At 37.2% G+C, this 23,801-nt stretch carries 24 protein-coding genes; all 24 read left to right on the top strand.

What is annotated here, in order from left to right:
- Positions 1–757 precede the first annotated feature (757 nt).
- On the top strand, positions 758–1,813 hold the full coding sequence (locus IEV57_RS04320) for a hypothetical protein (RefSeq protein ID WP_188440024.1): 1,056 nt from the start codon (positions 758–760) through the stop codon (positions 1,811–1,813).
- A gap of 54 nt (positions 1,814–1,867) precedes the next feature.
- A complete protein-coding gene (locus IEV57_RS04315; RefSeq protein WP_188440022.1) occupies positions 1,868–2,827 on the top strand; it encodes a polysaccharide deacetylase family protein in 960 nt (319 codons plus the stop codon).
- A gap of 580 nt (positions 2,828–3,407) precedes the next feature.
- Entirely contained in the window at positions 3,408–3,836 is a 429-nt protein-coding gene (locus tag IEV57_RS04310; RefSeq protein ID WP_188440020.1) for a response regulator, read from the top strand.
- Between the two features lie 1,585 nt (positions 3,837–5,421).
- On the top strand, positions 5,422–5,715 hold the full coding sequence (locus IEV57_RS04305; protein WP_188440018.1) for a nucleotidyltransferase family protein: 294 nt from the start codon (positions 5,422–5,424) through the stop codon (positions 5,713–5,715).
- A complete protein-coding gene (locus IEV57_RS04300) occupies positions 5,705–6,040 on the top strand; it encodes a HepT-like ribonuclease domain-containing protein (protein WP_188440016.1) in 336 nt (111 codons plus the stop codon). The genes IEV57_RS04305 and IEV57_RS04300 overlap by 11 nt, the downstream gene beginning before the upstream one ends.
- A gap of 550 nt (positions 6,041–6,590) precedes the next feature.
- Positions 6,591–7,370: a glycosyltransferase family 39 protein gene (locus IEV57_RS04295; RefSeq protein WP_229744221.1), complete on the top strand. Its 780-nt coding sequence runs from the start codon at positions 6,591–6,593 to the stop codon at positions 7,368–7,370.
- A gap of 116 nt (positions 7,371–7,486) precedes the next feature.
- Positions 7,487–8,008 (top strand): hypothetical protein, encoded by a 522-nt coding sequence (locus tag IEV57_RS04290; protein WP_229744220.1) that lies wholly within the window; start codon positions 7,487–7,489, stop codon positions 8,006–8,008.
- A gap of 166 nt (positions 8,009–8,174) precedes the next feature.
- Positions 8,175–9,251: a DegT/DnrJ/EryC1/StrS family aminotransferase gene (locus tag IEV57_RS04285; protein WP_188440013.1), complete on the top strand. Its 1,077-nt coding sequence runs from the start codon at positions 8,175–8,177 to the stop codon at positions 9,249–9,251.
- Between the two features lie 2 nt (positions 9,252–9,253).
- Positions 9,254–9,874 (top strand): acetyltransferase, encoded by a 621-nt coding sequence (locus IEV57_RS04280; RefSeq protein ID WP_188440012.1) that lies wholly within the window; start codon positions 9,254–9,256, stop codon positions 9,872–9,874.
- On the top strand, positions 9,867–10,682 hold the full coding sequence (locus IEV57_RS04275) for an ABC transporter permease (protein ID WP_188440011.1): 816 nt from the start codon (positions 9,867–9,869) through the stop codon (positions 10,680–10,682). Before IEV57_RS04280 ends, IEV57_RS04275 begins: the two co-directional genes overlap by 8 nt.
- Before the next feature lie 76 nt (positions 10,683–10,758).
- Positions 10,759–11,136 carry an endonuclease domain-containing protein gene (locus IEV57_RS04270; RefSeq protein ID WP_188440009.1) on the top strand — a complete coding sequence of 126 codons (378 nt, stop codon included), beginning with the start codon at positions 10,759–10,761 and terminating at the stop codon, positions 11,134–11,136.
- A gap of 69 nt (positions 11,137–11,205) precedes the next feature.
- Positions 11,206–12,459: an ABC transporter ATP-binding protein gene (locus IEV57_RS04265; protein WP_188440006.1), complete on the top strand. Its 1,254-nt coding sequence runs from the start codon at positions 11,206–11,208 to the stop codon at positions 12,457–12,459.
- Between the two features lie 3 nt (positions 12,460–12,462).
- Complete coding sequence (locus IEV57_RS04260) at positions 12,463–13,077, top strand: class I SAM-dependent methyltransferase (RefSeq protein ID WP_188440005.1); 615 nt, start codon at positions 12,463–12,465, stop codon at positions 13,075–13,077.
- 28 nt (positions 13,078–13,105) lie between these two features.
- Entirely contained in the window at positions 13,106–14,008 is a 903-nt protein-coding gene (locus IEV57_RS04255) for a phosphoribosyltransferase family protein (protein ID WP_188440003.1), read from the top strand.
- Positions 14,005–14,916, top strand: coding sequence for a glycosyltransferase family 2 protein (locus IEV57_RS04250; RefSeq protein ID WP_188440001.1), 912 nt, complete (start codon positions 14,005–14,007; stop codon positions 14,914–14,916). Before IEV57_RS04255 ends, IEV57_RS04250 begins: the two co-directional genes overlap by 4 nt.
- Positions 14,906–15,916: a glycosyltransferase family 2 protein gene (locus IEV57_RS04245; RefSeq protein WP_188439999.1), complete on the top strand. Its 1,011-nt coding sequence runs from the start codon at positions 14,906–14,908 to the stop codon at positions 15,914–15,916. The genes IEV57_RS04250 and IEV57_RS04245 overlap by 11 nt, the downstream gene beginning before the upstream one ends.
- On the top strand, positions 15,913–16,683 hold the full coding sequence (locus tag IEV57_RS04240; protein ID WP_188439997.1) for a glycosyltransferase: 771 nt from the start codon (positions 15,913–15,915) through the stop codon (positions 16,681–16,683). The genes IEV57_RS04245 and IEV57_RS04240 overlap by 4 nt, the downstream gene beginning before the upstream one ends.
- Positions 16,684–16,686: 3 nt before the next feature.
- Positions 16,687–17,610, top strand: a complete 924-nt coding sequence (locus tag IEV57_RS04235) for a hypothetical protein (RefSeq protein WP_188439996.1) — start codon at positions 16,687–16,689, stop codon at positions 17,608–17,610.
- Between the two features lie 42 nt (positions 17,611–17,652).
- The gene (locus IEV57_RS04230) at positions 17,653–18,543 is read left to right on the top strand and encodes a glycosyltransferase (protein ID WP_188439995.1); all 891 of its coding nucleotides are present in this window, start codon (positions 17,653–17,655) and stop codon (positions 18,541–18,543) included.
- A complete protein-coding gene (locus tag IEV57_RS04225) occupies positions 18,540–19,766 on the top strand; it encodes a glycosyltransferase family 4 protein (protein WP_188439994.1) in 1,227 nt (408 codons plus the stop codon). The genes IEV57_RS04230 and IEV57_RS04225 overlap by 4 nt, the downstream gene beginning before the upstream one ends.
- Positions 19,767–19,770: 4 nt before the next feature.
- The gene (locus IEV57_RS04220) at positions 19,771–20,652 is read left to right on the top strand and encodes a glycosyltransferase family 2 protein (RefSeq protein WP_188439993.1); all 882 of its coding nucleotides are present in this window, start codon (positions 19,771–19,773) and stop codon (positions 20,650–20,652) included.
- A complete protein-coding gene (locus tag IEV57_RS04215; protein WP_188439991.1) occupies positions 20,653–21,630 on the top strand; it encodes a glycosyltransferase family 2 protein in 978 nt (325 codons plus the stop codon). It abuts the gene before it with no gap.
- Positions 21,631–21,736: 106 nt separating this feature from the next.
- Entirely contained in the window at positions 21,737–22,660 is a 924-nt protein-coding gene (locus IEV57_RS04210) for a glycosyltransferase family A protein (protein ID WP_188439989.1), read from the top strand.
- 1 nt (position 22,661) lies between these two features.
- Entirely contained in the window at positions 22,662–23,741 is a 1,080-nt protein-coding gene (locus tag IEV57_RS04205; protein WP_188439987.1) for a glycosyltransferase, read from the top strand.
- The last annotated feature ends 60 nt before the right edge of the window (positions 23,742–23,801 follow it).

The following is a 23,801-nucleotide window of genomic DNA, read 5'->3' as shown; positions in this document are numbered from 1 at the left end:
TCACGTGTACACATCCCTTTACCATGCACGGCGGCGCATATCGAATGTTGTGACTACAAATGTTTGTGAAGCGCCTTCCCGCAATGCTGCGGGACAAGTCGTACATGTTTACCTCCCGTAAGGGAGGGCTAATAAGCATATAGCTCCGCTGAGCCTGCCCCGAAGTATTTCGGGGGGCTACTTTCCTTGACTAGATTTTCGAGAGTAGTTTTTATTGAATTTAAAATGTCCTTATTACTGATATAATTACTTACTCCAAGCTTCTAAAGGGACGGCCCTTACCGCGCTAGATTAAAATATGCAAACTATTCAATTTCACTCAAACCGTCTGAAGCGGGTGGGACGACGGAGATCCGGGCCGGCGCTGGCCTTGAGCGTTGATAGGATATCTCCGTCTTGATTTTTTTGTTACTTTTTTGATCAAGCAAAAAAGTAAGAGGATAAAATATTCCAATACTTTCTCTAACTAATCAAAATCTCTCTTCACCCTTCTAACCTGATTAGTTCAAGTCTTCAGACTTGGACCTGAGCGTCATAAACTAATAAACACTTCCTTTCTTTTTCCCTTTCTAAATTAACTAATCCCCTTATCATCCCGAAAGACACTAACATTTCTAATCTACCCTCCCCCTTGCTAAACCTCCTCCTCCCATTCTTACTATTCTCCCTGATCTTCTACACCAACATCAGGTACGTCCAAAAACAAAATTGGAACAAATGGATAGGATATGGCCTGCACTTTATCTTTTGCTACCACATGGCTTTTGCATTTATTTTTACACAATACCTCAACGACAATGGGGGAGATGCACTCCGATATTGGACACTCACCGCAGATACCTCTCAGAATGCACAAACATGGACAGAACACTGGGGACATCGAACTTTCTTTATCCAATGGCTCAATTATATCCCCTCCAAAATACTGAACCTCAACTTCCTAACAGGCAATCTCCTCTATGCTGCTGCCGCTTTCATTGGTATAAGAATACTCTATAAATCTACCTTCAATTATATTTCAAATGGCACCTCAACCAAGACTTTAATCTTCCTGATTTGGATCTTCTGCTTTCCAAACCTCCATTTTTGGACCGCAGGGGTAGGGAAGGAGGCACTCCTTTTTACAGCCATAATGCTGGCCCTAGAAGCATTCAATAGGGATAAAATAAATCTCTTTCTTGCACTCATAGCCATTTTATTGGCTTGGTGGATCAGACCAATCACAGGGGCAATCCTTGCCTTGACCTGCTTTATTTCCTTTATCCTCAACAAAAACAACTCGCTCCTTCACCGCAATATAGCCCTCGGACTTTTTTTGATTCTAGGTGGACTCGCTGCCTACAAACTAACGATCATGATGCACCTTGAAGAATATTCCTGGCAAGCTTTCCTGGATTTTAGCGGGCAACAAATGGCATTCCTCCAAAACCTAAATGCCAATTCTGAAATCCCTATGCAAGACTACAACGCCCTGCAAAAAACCTACGCACTGTTCCTCAGACCCGATTGGACTGACGTAACCAACTTTTGGACCTTCGCCGCAGCAGTAGAAAATACCACTTTTATCCTACTGATAGCAGTGGCCACTTTCTCCTACTTCAAACACAAAACTTTCACCTTACCCAAAACAATCACTTGGGGACTCTTCTTCGGGCTATCAATGATGCTGATCTATGCCTTTACACTCAATAACCTCGGGATTATTACCAGAATGAAAAGTACCTACATGATATTTTTTTATATTGCCACAGCTTTTGTAATTTTCGCAATTGATAAACACAGCAAAGTTTGCCAGTCGACTGATTTACCTTAAAAACAAGAAACAAAAACGAATACACACCATTTTTACCTCTTAGAAGACCCCGGAATGCATCAGCCAATTTTTACCATCTCGCTTGACTTCGAACTCCATTGGGGAAGGTTTGATAAATATGACATCAAACAATACCACAACTACTATAAAAATACAGTGGAACTTGTCATTCCACACCTCCTCGAACTCTTTCACAAATACCAAATTCAAGCAACTTGGGCCACTGTCGGAATACTAATGGCTGAAAATGAAGAAGAGTGGGGGACATTCATTCCGGAATGCAAACCGCTGTACGCAAATCAAAAATTATCTCCTTATGCATGGCTAGGGCAACAAGAACATCCAGCGCCTGTAGCACTCTTTGCTCCACAACTTGTAAAACAAATACTCAGCCTGCCAACTCAAGAGCTTGCCTCTCACACATTTTCTCATTTCTATACCTGCGAATCTGAGCAAAATAATATCGCCTTTGAACAAGATTTGATCGCGGCAAAGAATATCGCCAAACAAAAATTCAACACAAACCTCGAATCTCTAGTCTTTCCACGGAATCAGTACAACACACAAGCATTAAACACAGCCGAATCACTCGGATTTACTTCCTATCGAAGCAACCCAGAGGATTGGTTTTGGAAAAACACAGAACACGAAACCTTAATCAAAAAACTCTTTAGAACAGGAGATACACTTGTTTCTCTCGGTAATAAAACATCTTACAAAATACCCAAAAAAGCAGAAAATCAGATCCTAGCCCTGCCAGCATCACGTCTTTTGAGACCTTTTAGAAAAATAGAATCCCTCCAACAAATCAGAGTGGCCAAAATTACCAACGAGATGACCCACGCAGCCGAGCAACAAGAAGTATATCACCTATGGTGGCATCCCCACAACTTTGGTCATTTCCCAAAGGAAAACCTGCTCTTCCTCGAAAAAATCCTCAAACACTACACACAACTCTCCCAATCCCACAACATGCGCTCCCTCAGCATGAAAAACACTACACAACTAGTATAATAACCACCCACCCACCAATTCCCAACACCCACACACCCCCACCTTTCAATTCCCCTCAAACCGTCTAATGCGGGTGGGACCCATCTTTTCCCCAAATTCAAAATTCACCATTTTTCATCCTTTCATTTTCCCTTTCTCCTTTCTTGCCCGCCGTGGCGGGAACCTTTTCCCTATTTTCCCTGATTGGTTCAAGTCTTAAGACTTGGACCTTAGCGTCATAAACTAATAAACGCTTCCTTTCTTTTTCCCTTTCTCCTTTCTCCTTTAACCTTTAACCTTTTTTCCATAATTGGTTCAAGTCTCCTAACTTGGATACCTTTGTCCGCAGACTATTGACAATTATCCGCTCTAATTCAAGTTTTCAACTTAGCTACTAGTGTCATTGCGAACAATCATATTTCCTTAAAATAAAAACTAATCAAAAAACTGACCCCAATCATAAAATACGTATAAATACCTATTGCATATTAAAATTAATTTCACCTACTTTGACCTAAAATAAAAGTTCTTTTAACTTTGATCCTAAAGGGTTTTGGATCAATTTTTTAACTAATTACCGTAAAAATTATATTGCCACATTATGAACAATATCAATGAGTTTGAAGCCATATTGCTAGTAGATGATGATCCGGTTATCAATATGCTCAACTCTAAATTCCTCAGGAGAACAGGCTTTTTACATAAAGTATGGAAATTTGAAAGCGGAGTAGAAGCATTCAACTATCTAGCACAAATCGTCGAGCAACAAAAAGAACTAACAAACAAAAACCCAGTCTTGGTGCTCCTTGACCTCAATATGCCTGTTTACAGCGGTTGGGATTTTTTACAAAATTTCGAGAAACTCGAGGCCAACATTAAAAAGCACTTTAGAATCGTCGTGCTATCCAGTTCATGCGATCCAAGAGATATTGATAGAGCCAACCTTGACAAAAATGTCCACGGCTATATCATCAAACCCTTCTCCATCCAATCCATCGACGCCATAGAAAAATTCTTCACCTACTCCTAAACCCCTCCCTCTCTCCCCAAATTCCCCTTTTTTTTTCATCCGTGTCCATTCGTGTCCATCTGTGGTAAAAAATCCTTTCCCATATTCGTGTCAATCCCAGCGCTTAAGCGCCCTTAATCCAAAAAACCAGTAAATAAAGTTTTCGATATTCAAACCAAGATCACCCCACCAAAACACCAATTCGTATAATTCGATAAATTTGTGGTCCCTCTTTTTTTTATCTGTGTTAACCCGTGTTCATCCGTGGTAAAAACTCATTTTTAGATATTCGCCTGGTTTAAGTCTTACGACTTGGACCTTAAACACTGCAGTTTTTAAACTGCTCCTCAAAGTCTCCAGACTTTAAACCTAATCCACCTACCAAATATTACTATTCCCAAATCGTTCAATCCGTAGTCCTAAAATCAATATAAAAGAAATTCGACCCCGTCAGGTCTGCCTGTTGCAGACAGGGTCGCAAATATTGGAATATAATTTACCCTTCAACCCCCGGTTCCACCGGGGGCTATTCAAAAGTTGAAGCCCTTCAGGCTTTTCCTTTCCCCTTCATCCTTCCACCTTCCTCCTTTCTTTTCCCCTTTCTCCTTTCTCCTTTAACCTTTTTCCTTTTCTCTCTCTCTTCAAATACCCTCCGTGATCCTCTGTGCCTCCTCTGTGCCACTCCGTGTAACAAAAGATTTTTGATTCCCTTCACCCTTCCTCCCTCTGTCTTTCTCCTTTAACCTTTTCCCTTTTTTCCTTCCTCCTCCATCCACCCGTAAAATTCCCCCCATTTATTTGCATAAATCAATAGACTCCCTAAATTTGTTACAACCGAGTCAAAAAATTACTCATCACCGCTAAGCTCCTCTCTGGGACTGAAAGGGCGAAGCTGTGGAAAGAAGAAATTAGACGTAAGACAAGAGACACAAGACTTAGGTTTCTCCTCGTCATTTCGACTTTCTACTTGTCATTTCGAATTCACCTCCCAAAGAGGCTTGCCTCCAAAGGAGGCGAAGAGAAGCCTGTCCCGAAAGCTTTCGGGAGAGAAATCTCATACTAACATTCCGACTAACACCCGAAATACAAGGACCCTATTCATAATAACCCGAGTTATGACAACTCCTAACCGAAATCTCAACTACTAACTGTCATTCCTCCTTCATCCTTTTGCCTTCATCCTTTAAAAACCCTATTTATAATAATCCGAGTTATGACAACTCCTTACCGAAATCTCAACCACTAACCCAACCTTTTCCCTTTCTCCTTTTCCCTTTTCCCTCATTTACCCAATTAACCACTTGTCCGCCGTGATTTCCTCACTTAGGGAGGGCGGAGTTAATCAATTAACCAAATAACCTATTAACCCTCTTAACCCATTTAAACCTCTTAACCCCTTTAACGCTTAACAGCTTGTCCGCCGTGGCGGGCGAAGCAATTAACCCTTAACGCTTAACGTTTAACCCCTTTAACCTTTCTCCTTTCTCCTTTTCCCTCAATTATCCGCGTCCATCCGTGGTAAATTAAAATCCGAAAAACAGGAATTGACCACTAAATTGACTCTTATATACAATTCACTTATATTTGATAGTAATCTTGAAATACAATGAAAATCACTAAAAAAAATATAGAAAAAATTAAAAAGGTACTAGAAGAAGCGCCTGTTAATAAAGCCTATATCTTTGGATCATATGCAAGAGGTGATGCCGATAAGAATAGTGATATAGATATTTTATTGGAATTAAATTACAATCAACATATTGGTTTAAGATTTATCAAACTTAAAAACGACCTAGAAGAAATCCTTAGAAAACCTGTTGATCTTCTTACAAGCAACTCCATATCCAAACACCTTCTTCCATTTATCGATTCAGATAAGCAAATGATCTATGAAAGGTAAAATTGGCGATCCTCAGCGCTTACTTCATATCTTAGATGCAATTTCTGAAATAGAAAGCTATATTGATGGCATAGAGTTTTCAACTTTTTCCAAAAAGTCAATCATTAGGTTTGCTACCATTAAACAATTAGAAATAATTGGAGAAGCTGCTAATCATCTTTCTAAAGAACTTCAAATTAACACTCCTGATATTAGTTGGAGAGAAATTATTAGCCTTAGAAATGTATTAGTTCATGAATATTTCGGTGTAGATGAAATTTTAATTTGGCAAATAATTACAGTGGACATTCCGCAACTTAAAGAAAAGTTAATTGCCATAATTTGATGAAAATTCTATCCCTCTTGATAGAATCTTTCAACCAGTATCTTTCTTCATCTTTTCTAAAACCGTTGTAAAAAAATTACAAAATGACCAAGCTTTACAGCTTTATCAAATCTAAAATAATTTTCTTCGACCCGATGGGGCAAATTTCCCTGACTAGAAAAAAGCAGCTAGCTGCCCTCTGCGCTCTTAAAAATATCATTAAACTTATTAAATCAACTTACAACCACGTGTCCGCCGTGCTAGTGCGCCGTGGCGTAGCGGAATCAATACGCTCCAAATATCCTCTCAAAAAACTTTGCGCCTCAGCGTCTTTGCGTGCCTGCCTCCCGAAAGGGATGGACCATTTAAATCCGCGAATTTACCTCCCGCAAGGGAGGATCCGCGCAATCTGCGTGCTTGCCTCCCGCAAAGCCTGCCCCGTTCCCGATTTCTATCGGGTTACGGGGGGATGGAGATAAATCTGAAATCTAAAATCTACATTCTGAAATCCCCTTTCCCCCACCTCCTCATCTTCACCATCCTCTTCATCCTCATCAACGGAGCACTCCTGATGAAACTGGGAATCATGACCGATGACGACACCTGGGGATACCTGCAATACGCAGCCGAAATCAGGGAACAAGGACTCTTCTTCAAACCACATCTATTCTGGTACATAGGCTATGCTCTTTTTATCCTAGGAGCAAATAGCCTCATACCTGGCTTCGAAGGAATCGTGATCTTTCAATACATTTTCGCATACATCGCGCTGATAGCAATATATTTCACTTCCATCAATATCTTCCAAAACCCAAAAACAGCCCTATTCACAGGAATATGCTTCCTTGGGTTTTTCATGATCTCGTTTTGGAATCTCTTCCTTTATGCAGAGTCTCTCTTAATCAGCTTATACTGCATCAGCTTCTATTTCCTTTCTAAAGCCTACCGTGGCAACCTAAAAACATATCAAAAAGTAATCGCCATACTCATCGCCGCTTGGGCCATATTGGTCAAACCAACAGCAGTAGCCTTCCTCGCCGCCCTCCTCGCCGTAGGACTATACAAACTATTCACTAAATACACTTTGTCATTTCGAATTTACCTCCCGAAGGGAAGGTTTACCTCACGTAGGGAGGCGGAAGAGGCCAGTCCCGCAGAATTGCAGGAATCTGTACCGCAGGATTGCGGGAAAATCTCATCTACTCATACTCAGTTAACCCAATCAACTAATTCAACCCAATCAACTCAATTAACTAATTCCTTTTCCCTTCATCCTTCATCCTTCAATACCCCTTCCTCATTGCGCCCTTTGCCCCTTAGCAGTCCTTTGCGAGCTCCATTTTCAATCTAAAATATCAACCCCAATTCGGTAAAGTCGCGAAATTCGTGGTCCCTTTAACCTTTAACCTTTTCCCTTTAACCTTTTCCCTTTCATCCTTCATCCTTTTCCTCCTTCTCCTAAACAAAATGCTCTCCACCTTCGGCTTCGTGGAAAACTACCAAATAGGAGAGATAGTCTACAACATACACACCGTAGCCGACCAACCTTATGCCAAGTGGCTCATGCTTACAGTGCCGGAAAACCTCTACCTTCCTAATCCAGATCACCCTGCATTATGGAAGCTCCTGACGATCATAATCATGAACCCATGGTATAGCCTGAAACTCTTCGCTACCAAAGCATTCTACTTCGTCTTCTATATCAGACCATATTTCTCCTGGACACACAACATCATCGCCCTAGCAGTGCTGCTGCCCATGTACTACTTCACAGTGAGGCAACTCATTTCCAAGAACCTAGATACCACGATCAAATATTTCGTCATTACATTCCTCACAGTAGCAGTCCTAAGCGTCTGCCTATTATCGATCAACTGGAACTCCCGCTTCCTAGTCCCTCTATTACCCCTCATCTTTCTGATTGGTGCTGGAGGAATGACAGACATAGTCAGAAGTAAATTCAAAATGCTTCCATTTCATTTAGAATAATAAACTTAGAGCTCTTTGTGCCTCTTGGAGTTCTTAGTGATTTCCTCCCGCAAGGGATGGTCCCAATTCTATTGAACATAAAATAACCAGTTAACCACTTAACCAATTAACCTTCCAACTTTTTAAAACCAAATCTAAAATCTACCCTCTAAAATCTAAAATTAATTTGATCCCCGTTACCAAACCCTTCCTTCCACCCCGTAAAGACTATGACCATTACCTAGATGGAATATGGGAAAGAAATTGGTTGACTAACAATGGTCCGCTCGTCAACGAACTGGAACTCCGACTCAAAGAACATCTTGGTCTCGATCATTTACTTTTTGTATCAAATGGAACAATTGCACTTCAACTCGCAATCAAAGCACTGAATTTAAAAGGAGAAATTATCACGACACCTTTTTCTTATGTAGCGACGACAACAAGCATCATTTGGGAAGGTTGTCAACCTGTATTTGTGGATATTTTGGCTGATAGGCTCACGATCAACCCAGACTTAATCGAAGCTGCTATCACGGAAAATACTTCAGTGATTTTGGCTACGCATGTCTATGGTATTCCCTGCGAAGTAGAGAAGATTCAAAAGATTGCAGACAAACATGGACTCAAAGTCATTTATGATGGAGCACATGCTTTTGGGGTCAAAGTAAGTGGTAAAAGTATTTTCGAATTTGGAGATATCAGTACTTGTAGTTTTCATGCTACTAAAATTTTCCATACCATTGAGGGAGGAGGCGTTTTTACCAAAGATCCTGAACTTTTAAAGCGGATGGCGTACCTAAGAAACTTTGGTCATGATGGATTCGAGAAGTTCAATGGTATCGGTATCAATGCCAAAAACTCAGAATTCCATGCGGCGATGGGTTTGGCTGTGCTACCTGAGATAGATAATATCCAAAAGACAAAACAAGAACAATATCTCTTTTACAAAGAGCTCCTTAAAGGCCTTAAAGTAACCTATCCATCTATAGGCAAAATAGAAAACTATAACTACGCTTATTTCCCTATCTTATTTTCTAATGTAGAACTACTTCAAAAAAGTATGAAGGCATTGGAAGATAATCAAATAGGTAGCAGAAGATACTTCTATCCTGGACTAAACAACTTGGATTATACCCAAGGTCACTGCCCTGTTTCAGATAACACATCTGAAAAAGTACTTTGTTTACCCTTGTATCATTCATTGACTAAAGAGGAACAGAGGATGATAGCAAGAATTTTATTAAGGGCTCAAAATAATTAGGTATGGTAATAGCAGGAGCAGGTGGACATGCATTGGAAGTTTTAGATATTTTGATTGCTCAAAATAGAACTGATAATTTGGTTTTCTTTGATGAAGTAGGATCTGAAGTATTATTCGAAGAGCAATTTCCTATCCTAAAATCCGAAGAAGCACTTAAAACACATTTTTCTAAAGATCCTAGGTTTATTCTTGGTGTAGGAAATTCATCAGTTAGAGAAGAGTTTTATAAGAGGTTTACAATACTCGGGGGTGAACATATAACTATTAAAGGTCAAGATAACTGTTTAAGCCCTTCATCAGAATGCGGACAAGCTGATATCATGAACCTTTGTTTTATTGGACCGAAAACTATAATTGGAAAGGGAACCTTGATCAACACTTCAGCAAAAATCCATCATGAAGTAAAGATTGGTGATTTCTGTGAAATAGCCCCAGGAGCAGCACTCTTAGGAAAAGTTACCCTTGGCAATCAAGTTTTGGTAGGTGCAAATGCTACGATCCTTCCAAACATCAAAATCGGTAATAATGTCAAAATAGGAGCAGGGGCTGTGGTTACGAAAGATGTTTCAGAAGGAAGCTTAATAGTTGGGGTTCCAGGAAGAATGGTGTATAGAAATGAATAAAACAGTAATTGAACCTTCCAAAGGGTGGAAAGTCATTGATTTTGAAGAACTATGGAGATATAAGGATCTCTTATATTTCTTAACTGTCAGAGGAATCAAGGCTCGATATGCACAATCAATTCTTGGGATAGGTTGGGCAATTATTCAGCCTTTATTTACTACTCTTGTTTTTACCGTTGTATTTGGGGGCTTAGCTAAAGTAGATTCTGATGGGATGCCTTATATCTTGTTTTCATACTTAGCACTGTGGCCATGGAATTACTTTTCTGGTACATTAAATGAATCAGCAAACAGTCTTATTGCGAATGCAGGAATGATCACCAAAGTGTATTTTCCTAGATTAATATTACCCCTGGCTGCTATCTTTTCCAAGTTGCTAGACTTTATTATTTCTTTTGTAGTCTTACTTATTCTATTGATTTACTTCAAGGTCATGCCGGGAATTGGAATTATCTGGTTGCCCATTCTTTTGATTCAACTTTTAATGACTTCGCTTGGCATAGGAATGATACTCTCTGCCATGGCAGTACAATATCGTGATGTCAAATATGCCCTAGGATTTATTGTCCAGCTTCTTCTTTACGGAGCCCCAGTAGTCTACAGCACCACAGCAGTACCAGAACAATATCAATTCCTCTATTCCCTCAACCCAATGGTAGGAGTAATAGAAGGAATCCGAGCCATGTTCCTCAGCCGCCCAATGCCCTGGGAATGGATCTGGCCTGGATCAATAGTAGCCATAATCTTCTTTGTATTTGGTTTGTTCTACTTTAGACGAATGGAGAAAGTATTTGCTGATGTCGCTTAACTGCCTCCCCCAACCCCTCCTTCAGGAGGGGAGATCCCCTAATAAAATTAGTGTCTCTTAATTTTGTCAATCATTAATGTCAAGCAAATTCAATCATAACGCTTCACCTGAAATATTCCGAAGAGCGAAGGAGTTAAGAGAGAATATGACGATCGCAGAGCAGGTAATATGGGAAAGATTGAGAGCTGGAAAATTGAATGGCTTGAAGTTTAGAAGACAGCATCCAATATCAAAGTTTATAATAGACTTCTATTGCCATCAATACAAATTGGTCATTGAACTTGATGGAGATGTTCACGAAGAAAAAGATCAGAAAGAAAGAGATTTAGGCAGAGAAGAAGAACTCAAAAATCTAGGTCTCCACATCATCCGATTTTCTAATGAATCAGTTCTAAATGAAACAAATGAAGTCCTTTTCAAAATTCTTGATAAGATTTCAGAAATTAAAAGATAATAACCATTAAATGAATTATAAACTATTATACAGCGGGGGTAGGTCCCCCTTTAGGGGGATTTAGGGGGCATGTCAGACACCATCATAAAAGTCGAAAACCTCTCCAAACGCTACCGTATAGGTCTGCAAGAAAAGAAAGCAGACACCTTTGCACAGCAGATTTGGAATAACTTTAAAGCTCCAATAGAGAACTTCAAGCGAATCAAAAGCCTAGGGAAATTCGAAGAAGAAAGTGAATCTGTCCATTGGGCTTTGAAAGATGTGAGTTTTGAAGTGAAGAAGGGTGAAGTGCTTGGGATTATTGGAAAGAATGGAGCTGGTAAATCTACTTTACTCAAAATTCTCTCAAAGATTACCGAACCCACCTCTGGAAGGATTGAAATGAATGGTAGGGTAGCTGCTTTGCTGGAAGTAGGTACTGGATTTCATCCAGAGCTAACTGGACGGGAAAACATTTATATGAACGGGACCATCCTTGGGATGACCAAAAAGGAAATAGACCGAAAGCTGGAGGAAATTATAGACTTCTCAGGAGTAGAGAAATATGTGGATACGCCTGTTAAGTTTTATTCTTCTGGGATGCGAGTAAGGTTAGGATTTTCAGTAGCGGCCCATTTGGAACCTGAGATTTTGATAATCGATGAAGTTTTGTCGGTTGGTGATTTTGAATTTCAAAAGAAATGTCTGGGTAAAATGGAGGATGTAAGTCAGAAGGAAGGTAGAACCGTATTATTCGTGAGCCATAATATGGGTGCCGTTAGAAACCTGACAAGAAAGTCAATTTTACTTAATGAAGGTTCTCTAAGATTAACCTCCAATACCAATGAAGTTGTAAATGAATACTTACGTATTCAAAAATCAAAGAGTGAAAATCAAAGTTTTGAATCTGAAATCTTTGAAGGGATCGTAGTTGAATATAAAAACGGGAACAATGCTTTTGAAATTTTTGATGATTTGAAATTTGAATTTTCTATTAAGTCTAAAAATTTATTGCCAAATGAGTTTAGATTAGGAGTAACCGTTTCATCTATGGATGAAATCAATATTTTTTCTGGCGTAACTAATGTAATTTCACAAAGTGAATTCCAAAATGGCAGACTTGAATTGGTGATCAAATCTCCCAATCTGGTAGAAGGTGAATATAAATTATCGTTTTCTTTAGGCTTAGGAGATTTGTTTGAATCAAGGAGAGAATTTTTAGTACATAGGCATGCCTTAGTTTTTTCGGTTGCTAATTTAAACCCTGAAAAACCTTCTTTGATGAATTGGCAAAGCTCTTATGGAAACATTGTGGTTAAATCTCAGAATCTTATTTTAAGTTAAACAATGAAAAATTATATTAAAACCAAGATTAACCTTTTTAAAAATCGAAATAAAGAATCTAGAAACTTAGAAATTGGTCCTGGAGAAGTGAGAATTCCTGGATTTGAAACATTGAACATTGCAAATTCTCCTGTTACAGATTATATAATAAATGCATCTAAGCCGCTGCCCTTTCCTAATGGGACATTTAAAGTATTATATGCCAGTCATATTCTAGAACATATACCATGGTACAAAACATTAGATGTATTAAAGGAATGGCAAAGAGTCATTAAAATTGGTGGTGAGATAGAAATTTGGGTACCTGATGGTTACAAAATAGCAAAAGCTTTTATAAACGCTGAGGATGGTGATAATTACTTGGACCTTGATGGTTGGTATAAATTCAACCCCCAAAAAGATCCTTGTATTTGGGCATCAGGAAGGATATTTACATACGGGGATGGTAAAGGAACGTTGGGACATCCTAATTGGCATCTAGCTATTTTTTCTTATAGATACTTAGAAAACTTATTGCAGGAAGCAGGCTTTTCAGAAATTAGAAAAATGGAAAATTCCGAAGTACGAGGCTATGATCATAAATGGATTAATCTTGGGATTAAAGGTAGAAAAGTATAAAAGGTTAAATTTTAGATCATTTAAGGACATGAATGATCTTATAAAATTGAAATTTGATATTATACCTAAGGAAATCGATCTGATTGTGGGCGTACCTAGAAGCGGAATATTACCTGCAACATTATTGTCCTTGTATTGTCATAAACCTTTTGCCAGTTTAAATGAATTTCTTGGGGGACTTTCACCATTGGGAGGTGAAAGAATAGGGTCTTATAGTTCTCAAGTTAAAAAGAGCAAAAATGTTTTGGTCGTAGATGATTCTATAAATACGGGTAATGCTCTAAGAATTTGTAAGCAACAGTTAAAAAATATTGAAGCTGATTTTAATTTCTTTTATTGCACCATATATTCAACAGGGGAATCAAAACATAAAGTTGATTTTTTCTTTGAAATCCTAGAAAACCCTAGAATTTTTGAATGGAATCTTACTAGGTCATGGATTTATGCGAATTCGTGTGTTGACATAGATGGTGTTCTATGTGAAGATCCCACAGAGGAACAAAATGACGATGGAGAAAAATATAAAGATTTTATTTTAAATGCCGTTCCAAAGTATCTACCAAAAGTAAAAATCAAATATCTAGTCACTAGCAGATTAGAGAAATATAGGGAAGAAACCCAAACTTGGTTAAAAAAACATCAAATTGAATTTGAAGAACTCTTTATGTTGAATTTGCCTTCAAAAGAAAAAAGACAAGAATTAAACTGCCATGGTAAATTTAAAGCAGAGGTTTATTTAAAGAAAAGGTACAGTTCTATTTTATTTATTGAAAGTTCTAAACGTCAATCAAAGGAAATTAATCAAATAACCAAATTACCTGTTTTCTGCACTGATTCGATGGAATTTTATGATTCCTTTAAGGAAGAAGATATTATAAGATTTAAAATAAGGGGCATACTCTCCAAAATAAAAAGAAAGATGTTTGGATGAATCCGCTCGTTTCCATCCTTATCCCCAATTATAATAAAGCTCCCTTTCTAAGGGAAACTTTAGATTCGGTACTTAAGCAATCCTATATCTATTGGGAATGTATCATTGTAGATGACCATAGTACAGATGGTTCTTGGAAGATTCTTGAGGAATACGCTGAGAAAGATTCTAGGTTCCATCTATTTAAAAGACCTGAAGACCGCATGGCAGGTGGTAATGCTGCAAGGAATTATGCATTTGAGATGTCTAAAGGTGAATTTATCAATTGGCTTGATTCTGACGACATTTTAATTGAAGATAAAATTGAAAAGCAACTTGAGATTCTCATCGATTCGGATTACGATTTTGTACTCACTAGTCTCCAGAATTTTGATGATGCCCTAATAAAATCTGAATTCGTATTTGAAGTAGATAAAAAAAAAAGACCTATAAAATACTTAAAGGGAAGTTTTTGGTTTCAAACATCATTACCATTATTTAAAAGGACTTTTTTACTGTCTTTAGAAAAACTGTTTGATGAAGGTTTGAGAAGAAACCAAGAAGGTGAATTATTTACCAGAATTCTATTAACAAAACCCGAAATTTTTTTTATAAATGAAATAAAAGTAATTAGGAGGATTGATGATCAATCCATTTCTTCTAACTACTTAAATCTTACATTGCAGGAAAAAATTAAAATTGATTATCCCGCCAAAATCTCATTGTTCAATTCCTTTAAAAAGAATTTCTTCCTTGGGTCTGAAGAGCGAGATTTTTTTGTGACTTGGTTTATTTTTTTTATTCAATATTCCGATTTTAATAGGAAGGAATTATTTGAGGCATTTATTGTGTCAATATTTTATGGAAATCAAAGACAGAGGCTATTAGCGATAAAATCATACTTCTATAGGATTTTCCATGGGAAATAATTTATTGGTTTCCATTCTCATACCCAACTATAACAAGGCAAATTATCTTACAGAAACACTTGATTCTGTTTTGGCGCAGACTTATACCCATTGGGAATGCATAATTGTTGACGACCATAGCACTGATAATTCATGGGAAATTCTGGAAGAATATGCTCGTTTAGACCAAAGAATTAAAGTTTTTAAACGACCTGTTGACAGAAAACCTGGAGGAAATGCGGCACGCAATTTCGCTTTTGAGAATTCAAAAGGTACCTATATCCAATGGTTGGATTCTGATGATTTAATTCATAAAAACAAGATATCAGAGCAAGTATCATGTCTTCAAGCCTCAGAAGGAAATTCAGTATCGGTTGCCAATTGGAAATGGATAAATGAATCTTCTGATATTGTAAAAAAAAATGAATTTGCTGGAAATATTTCAAACATAAAGTCACGATGGGATCATTATCCAGATAATGGCCTTAATCTTATTTTGTGGCTTTTTAAAAATAAGTCTTTTATTCCAATACATGCTTACCTCATTAGCAAAAAAATATTGGAAGAATCAGGCTTGTGGAATGAGGACCTTATACAAAATCAAGATGGTGAATTCATGGTAAGGGTATTAATAAAGTGCGAAAAAGTATCTTTTATCAATTCAGTTTATACCTATTACAGAAGACCGGATTCAAACCATTTAAGTAAACAAACTACTTTTCAAAGTTGGGAATCATGGTACGATTCCTATGTTTTATGTGATAATCTTATATTGGAAAAAAAGGATGATTTGGATACAAGAAAAGTCCTGATTAAGAATTTTGAAATGCTTATTCTTTCCACTTTATTTGATTATCCGGAAATTGCAAAAAAGTCATGGAAACGAATTAAAACACTTTGTCCAAAGTGTTTTTTAGATTTTAAAAAGCCAAAAATCTTTATTTTATTTTCCCTTTTCGGATTTGAAAATACTTTAAAGGCTCGAAAAATTTTGAAAAGATTTAAAATAATTCGGAATTGATTCCAAAGAATATTCATTATTGCTGGTTTGGAAAGGAACCCATGACATATTTGGAACGCAGTTGTATCCAATCCTGGCGGGAAGTGTTGCCTGATTATAAAATCAAATGCTGGAACGAGGATAATTTTGATTATGCTGCCTATGATTTTTCAGCCAAAGCATATCAGTTTGGGAAGTTTGCCTTTGTTTCTGATGTGTGCAGATTGCATGCCCTGTTTACCGAAGGCGGAATCTACCTAGATACGGACATGTTGGTATTGAAAGATTTTGATGACCTATTGGATCAGGATTTTTTTTTGGGCGAAGAAAAAGCTGGACTCGTCAATGCTGCTGTTATTGGATCGACCAGAAACAATCCCCTACTATCTGAATTGCTTGAGCGTTATCGTCAGCTGGAATTTGATTATGAATCACCTTTGGATATCCCCACTTTCCTGACCTTATATTTGGATCGGGATAGGGTTACTATTTATCCAAAGGAATATTTCTATCCGTTATCTTTTGCCCAAAGAGGGATGGATTATAAGCCATTTGTCCAACCAGAAACCTACGCTGTACATCTTTGGAACCACAGTTGGAAGAATGAGTGGCATTATCTTCATGACAAGAATTTTGCGAGGGCATGGAGTGAATTTAAAGGGCATATTTTTTTAGGGCCATTGACTCGAAAGAAGGTTTTTTTTCCCATTCAGTTCTGCAAGTTTTATTTAGCCCACCTATTCCCTGCACTTTATGGAAAGGTCAAATCCTTGGAGAAGGATAGATAAAGTATGAATAGAATTATAGGTTCGGTAGACTCCATCCTTAAAGGAATAGACAAAACAGGAGAAGAATTGCTGGTTTTATCCAATTATTTTACTTCTAAAAATGATCCGGTCAGAGGAATAAGGCAGAAAAATGACAACTTTAGCTACATGGAGGCATGGTATAAGAGCATCCATGAATTGGGTTTGCGGGCGATCGTATTCTACGATCAACTTTCCTCAGAATTCTTGGAAATTTACAGTTCTGATAGGGTTTCATTTGTCCCTTGTAAACTTGGGAAATATTCACTGAATGATGAGCGGTTTTTTATTTTCCATGAGTTTATCACCCAACTAAGTCCCGAAATCTATATAGTAACTACTGATATCAATGATGTGGTATTCAATAAAAACCCCTTACCGCTTTTGCGAGAGAATACCGAACTGGTTTTCGTAGGCCGGGGAGATAGGAGGGTTTGGAAAAACGGTACATGGACACTGACAGCGCTTAATGCTTTTAATAAAAAGTATCCTAGAAAAATCCCTCCAAGTATATTTTATTTTCCGGTATTGAATCCAGGAACTGTTGGGGGGAACTCCGGTAATGTTTCGGAAGTATTCAAGAAAATGTGTACCATATTTGAAAGTATAGGAGATGATGGAAACTATGACATGCAGGCTTTCAATTATATCATGATGCGCGATTATGTACCTTTCAGTTTATGGTTTGATAAGTGGATATCTTTTTCATGGGCTTATTGGTACCATTACATTTCCTACCGGATTCACAGAAAGTTAGAGGGAAAATATAGAAAAGAGAAATATGACCTAAGAAATGTAGAAGAATCCATTGTGAAAAATAATCTCGTTCATGCTGGATTTCCTTTTGTCAGTATGTTCAATTGGTTTGAGTCCAAAGGAGAATCCAAAGCTTATTTGATCCATAAGTAAATTCAAATTGATAAATCTGATGATATATTGGTAAGTATCTGCATGATAACCTATAACCATGGCGATTATTTGGAAGAGGCCATCAAGGGGGTATTGAATCAGGAGATTGACCAAAATTTTGAGTTGATTGTTTCTGATGATTGTTCTACTGATAAGACTTCTGAATTGGTTGGTTACTTTATTTTAACTCACTCTCTTGGTCATAAAATCCGGTACATCCGACATGACGAAAATCTTGGTATGTCGGCGAATTTTTATTGGACTTTAAATCAGTGTAAAGGTGAATATGTCGGTTACTGCGAAGGAGATGATTATTGGACAGATCCCCAAAAGCTTCAAAAACAAATTAATTACCTGAAAATAAAAAGGAATTGTTCTTTTGTTTTTCACAGGACAACTTTATTTGATCAGAATAGTCAGACTTCAAAACCTGATGGGAATGAAAGGTTCTTTAAAGAAGGAAACCAAGAAGTAGAGGTAGGTGGATTTACATTGGCAAATGGATGGCAGATTGGTATGCAGACTTTGGTTTTTAGAAAAAATCTGATTTCTGATTTGGATATCAAGCCATTTAAATATTTTAGGGATGTACATTTATTGACCCATTTGTTAAATGCCTCCAACGGGGTATGCCTTGATTTTTTTGGATCTGTTTACCGAATACATGGCAATGGCGTTCATTCCAAAACCCAAAAAAGCGAAAGCCTGAAAATTGGTTATGGATGTTTTGATGAACTGTACAGGCATTACAAAAAGGATTATCTTAAACTATCCATGAGTAATTATCTACATGAGTTGATACGATTTCATATTGATGAGAAAGCACATATGCAGGCAATATCTTACCTGAGTAAATTGATGAAAGTTGATTTCAAGCCAAAAGTATTGTTATATTATTTTAAAGAATTGCTGGTAACATGTAAATCAAAATGAGGATAGGAATCTTGGTTGAATCATTTCCCCGGATTTCAGAAGCTTGGCTCGCCAATCAGATTATTGATTTGGTAAAAAGGGGAAATGAGGTGTCTATTTATTCTGTTTATCCAAATAGCGATTCGATTATCCACCAACAGGTGAAGACTTATAACCTGATAGAAAAGACGCATTATTTTTTTAACCCAAAAGTAAATACGGGAAAGCGGTTTTGGTTGGGACTTGGTTTTATCCTTGGAAATTTTTGCAAAGTCAAACCTTCCAAGGTAATGTTGGCGATTAAAGCAATTCTAACCAAAAAAATAGAACCACTCTTCGGATTTAATTATATTTTTTTGAAAGGGATGGCAGAGTTGGATATTCTTCATGCCCATTTTGGCGAGATGGGAGTTTTTGCTGCCAAAATGAAAAAAGCAGGATTGTTAGGTAAAGCCAAAGTGGTAGTTTCCTTTCATGGCCACGATATATTTCCTTATAGAAGAGAAATTTATAAAAAGGATTATAACATTTTCAAAGGTTATGCTGATGCCTTGTTGGTTAATTCAATTTATAGCGAATCACTTCTTCAAGAGATTTTTCCATTTTCTCAGGTAAGGATTATTCCTGTTGGGTTAAGCTTAGATTATTTTAAACCTGAATATCAACTAGCCACTAAAGTGAGATTGGTTTTTTTGGGAAGATTGGTCTATCTTAAAGGAGGACTCTTAATGGTTGAGATTTTCCACCGGCTATCAAAAAAATATCCGCAATTAGAATTGGTCATGATAGGTGAGGGTGAAAAAAGGAATGAGATAGAGAATAAGATAAATGAATATGGTTTAACTGATTCTGTTTTTTTGAAAGGGGCTCTTTCACAGGATCAAGTTATCAATGAATTAAAGTTATCCTCAATTTATGTTTATCCAGGATTGATTGATCCGTTTTTCAAAGCAGGGGAGACCCAAGGCTTGGTTTTGCAGGAAGCCCAGGCAATGGAATTGCCTGTAGTTTGTTCTGATATTGGTGGGATTAAGTATGGGATGGTAGATGGAGAAACCGGGTTTTTGGTGAACGAAGGGGATGTAGACGGATTTGCGGAAAAAATTCAGTTGTTGATTGATCAACCTGAGTTAAGGCGGAAGATGGGGAAATCCGGTAGAGATTTTGTCAAAAAGCACTTTGATTCAAAAGTTATTGGGGATCAGCTGATTACAGTTTATACAGAAATCCTCTCTAAAAACTGAACCTGTGAGTCCGTATTTTTCCATCATAATTCCTGTTTACCGTGATTTAACAAGGTTAATATCATGTTTGGATAAGTTTAGAAAAATGCCTCATCATGGTTTTGATTTTGAAGTCATTGTGGTAAATAATGATCCTGATAATCAGATTCTCGGTTTGGATCCAAACCAATACCCTTATTCTCTGAAGGAATCTCATGAACCTATTCCAGGATCTTATGCTGCTAGAAATAAAGGTATTCAAGAATCTGAAGGGAAAATCTTAGCATTTACTGATTCGGATTGTCTTCCAAACAATGATTGGCTTGCAGAGGCTTTTAATCATTTTTCAAAAGAGGAAAATCAGTGTACAGGAATTCTTACTGGGCCTGTCCCTTTGATTTATAAAAACCCAAATTCTCTTTCAGATGCTGAGGTCTATGAAAAATACACTGGCTTTACTGCCGAAGCTTATGCCATAGAGGGTCATGCCATCACTGCAAATTGGTTTAGCCCCGCTTCGGTGATTAAGGAATTTGGGGGATTCAATGACAAACTCAAATCCAATGGGGATTCAGAGTTATCCGGAAGGATTTCCCAGAAATACAAGATTGTTTATAGTCCAAATCTAATTGTGCATCATCCGGCTAGATATCATACACTTGAATTGGTTAATAAATACAAACGTCTTTTGGGAGGGGCTTATACCCGGAGGTTTCAAGAAAATCATGCTGCATTTCGAATACATCTGCTCAAGTTTTTGTGGGCGAGGTATCGCTTTGCATTTAAACGTTTGTTTACACTTTCTCCTAAAGAGTCAATTACGATCTTAAGGGTTTGTCATGCCATTAATCTAGGTTCAATTCAAGAATATTTTAATCTGATAAATGGAGGGGAAACTAAAAGATAGATGCTAGATACAAGATCCAAGAGTCAAGATCCGCTGGTCTCCATTATAATTCCAGTTTACAATAAAGCTGCTTTCGTCCGAGAGACTTTGGATTCGGCTTTAGTTCAGACATATTTAAATACTGAAATCATTTTGGTGGATGATGGTTCTACAGATGGCTCTTTTGAAATTCTTCAAGAATACTATCAAAAGCATCCTGATAAAATAGTTTTAATTGATCAGGAGAATCAAGGTGTTTCAGCGGCAACAAACAAAGGAATTCAAGCAGCAAGAGGGGAGTATATTCAATTCTTAGATGCAGATGATTTACTGTCTTCAGATAAAATAGCCAATCAAATTAAATTACTTGCTGGTCAATCAGAATCGGCGATAGCATCATGTGAATGGAAAATATTTAATGATACTCCAAAACAAGCTCAGTCCATGTTTTATGGTGTTTTTCAGAATTTCAATTCTGGATTAGACCTATTGTTAAGATTTTGGAATTATCAGGAAATGATGCAACCAGCTGGTTATTTAACCCATCGATCATTAATTGAAAAAGCAGGTCCTTGGGATGAATCTTTGACCATCAATCAAGATGGAGAGTTTTTTAATAGAGTGCTTCTACATACTGATAAAGTAGTATATGATTCAGAAGGAAAAGTCTTCTACCGAACCCCAGGCGAATTCAATGTCAGTCAGCAGAAGACAGAAAAAGCAATGACATCACTTTTAGAATCTTACAGATGCTATGAAAAAGATGTATTAAAGTTTGAAGATTCGCCAAGAGTAAGAATTGCCCTAAAGAAAGTTTATCAAAAATTCATCTACGACGTCTTTCCCCAATACCCCCATCTAATCAAAGCAACTGAATCCCACATAAAGAATCTAGGCATATCCCAAAAAACCTACATCGGCGGCCCCAAATTCCAAACCCTCTCCAAATTCCTAGGCTTCAAAAATGCATTAAGACTGAAGAGATTTTTTAACAATTAGTTCTTTTTTTACATTTTGCTATCTAAATGGACTACATCAAATATTTCTATTTTATTTCTACATATTTCTATCTTATTTCTATCTATTTCAACTTATTTCATTAAGATTGTTCTCCATCATCATCCCCCTCTATAACAAAGCTCCCTACATCCAAAGAGCCATAGATTCAATCATGAATCAAAGCTTTACGGAGTATGAGATCATTGTAGTCAATGACGGTTCTACTGATGGAGGAGATAATCTAGTAGAAAAACACTATAGCAATAAAGTCACCCTTATAAATCAAAAAAATCAAGGCGTTTCAGTTGCCAGAAATAGAGGAGTAGAGGAATCCAAACATCAATTTATATCCTTTTTGGATGCAGATGATTGTTGGCACGAAGATTACCTATTTTGGATGGCAAAGGTAGTGGAAAAGTATCCTGATGCAGGAATCTTTGGGAGTACCTATTCCAATCAATTACCTATTGAAATCCAAGAAGATCCTGAAATTATTGAAATCCAAGATTATTTTAAACGAGCAGATTACAACACACTTTATACTTCATCCTCAACTGTAATTAGAAAAGACTTCTTTGAAAATACTGAAGGTTTTAAAAAGCACCTGATTAAAGGGGAGGATTTAGATGTATGGTTTAGAGCTGTTGCTTGGTTTGAAAAATGCTATTACGTAAAAGCACCATTACTTTACTACGATCTATCAGCCGCATCAGGTACAAGGCAACTACCAAGTTTAGAGAGAACTATTTTTTCTGAAGTATTATCACCTTCATTTCTGCCAAAAGAACCACTTGCATGGAAGTATTTTAAAGAAAGGTTTCTCCTTTTAAATCTTTGGATGTATTTCGAAAACAAGAACAATTGGTTGGTTAGAAACGAATTTTTGAATCAAATAAAAAGTCCATATTTATTGGCAAAAATCCTTTACCGACTTCCTTTCGTTTTTTGGAAATTCATTCATAAATATCCTTCAACAAAATCATTGTTGAGAAAATATTTAAAGTTTTGTTTTCGCTACCTCTACTCCTGAGATGAAGATAGTCCGAATAGTTTCAGAATTAGATTTTGGCGGAGTAGAGCAGGTGCTAGCCAATTCAATTCCGCAAATAGCTAATCAAGTAGGAGTAGAGGTCTCAGTTATCGTTTTGGGTAAAGGCGGTAGAGTTTCTCAAAACCTAATCAATCAAGGAGTTTCTGTTCATATACTCAACCAAAACTCTAAAATCCCGAACATTGGACTCTTACGCAAACTCTATAAATTAATAAAAAACCTTAAGCCTGATGTTATCCACTGCCAAGGTGGAGAAGCAAATTTCCATGGTATTTTAGCAGCATCATGGGCAAATGTCCCCAATATCATAGGAGAAGAAATAGGTATCCCCAACCATCACTCTTATTGGAAATTGATTTTTAAATTGGTCTATACAAAAGCTACTACAATCATTGCAATCTCCAAGGCAGTAAAAGCAAAAATCATTGACCTTGGAGAGGTAAAAGAAGAAAAGGTAAAAGTAATATACAACCCTATCATAGAGCATCAGTCGACCATTGACCGTCGTCCATCGACTAAAAACTTCACTTTTGTAAGCACTTGTCGTCTAGTGCCCATTAAGAATTTAGATTGCTTAATTCAGGTTTTTGCAGAATTAGTAGAAGAGAATGAACAAAGAGAGATAAGACTAGAAATCGTAGGAGACGGTTCAGAAAGAGTACATTTACAAAGTTTGATTAATCAATTAAATTTAAATCAACACGTTACCCTTCATGGTTTTCAAAAGGATGTATATTCATTCTTAGCAGCGGCAGATGTATTTGTTATCCCATCCCTTTCAGAAGGTTCTTCAGTTTCATTAGCGGAAGCCATGTCCATCGGACTTCCCTCTATCATCACCAAAGTAGGCGGAGCCCCTGAGATTCTAGGAGATTCCAATTCAGGATTCCTAATAGATCCCCTAAATCCATTAGATTTAAAAACCGCCATGCAAACCATGCTCAATATCTCTTCCAAAGAAAGAAAATCCATGTCCAAAAGAGCCAAACTAGAAGCCAAACGCTTTTCAGTCGATCATTACATAAAATCACTTTTAAATGTATATGAATTTAGATTCTGAAATAGACCCTTTTTTTATTAGTAAACTTTTAAATTTTAGGACATTGTTCTTGGTACATTG

It is taken from the genome of Belliella aquatica (genome assembly GCF_014637795.1).
GTDB lineage: Bacteria > Bacteroidota > Bacteroidia > Cytophagales > Cyclobacteriaceae > Belliella > Belliella aquatica.
This window is presented reverse-complemented; position numbering and strand designations above follow the sequence as displayed.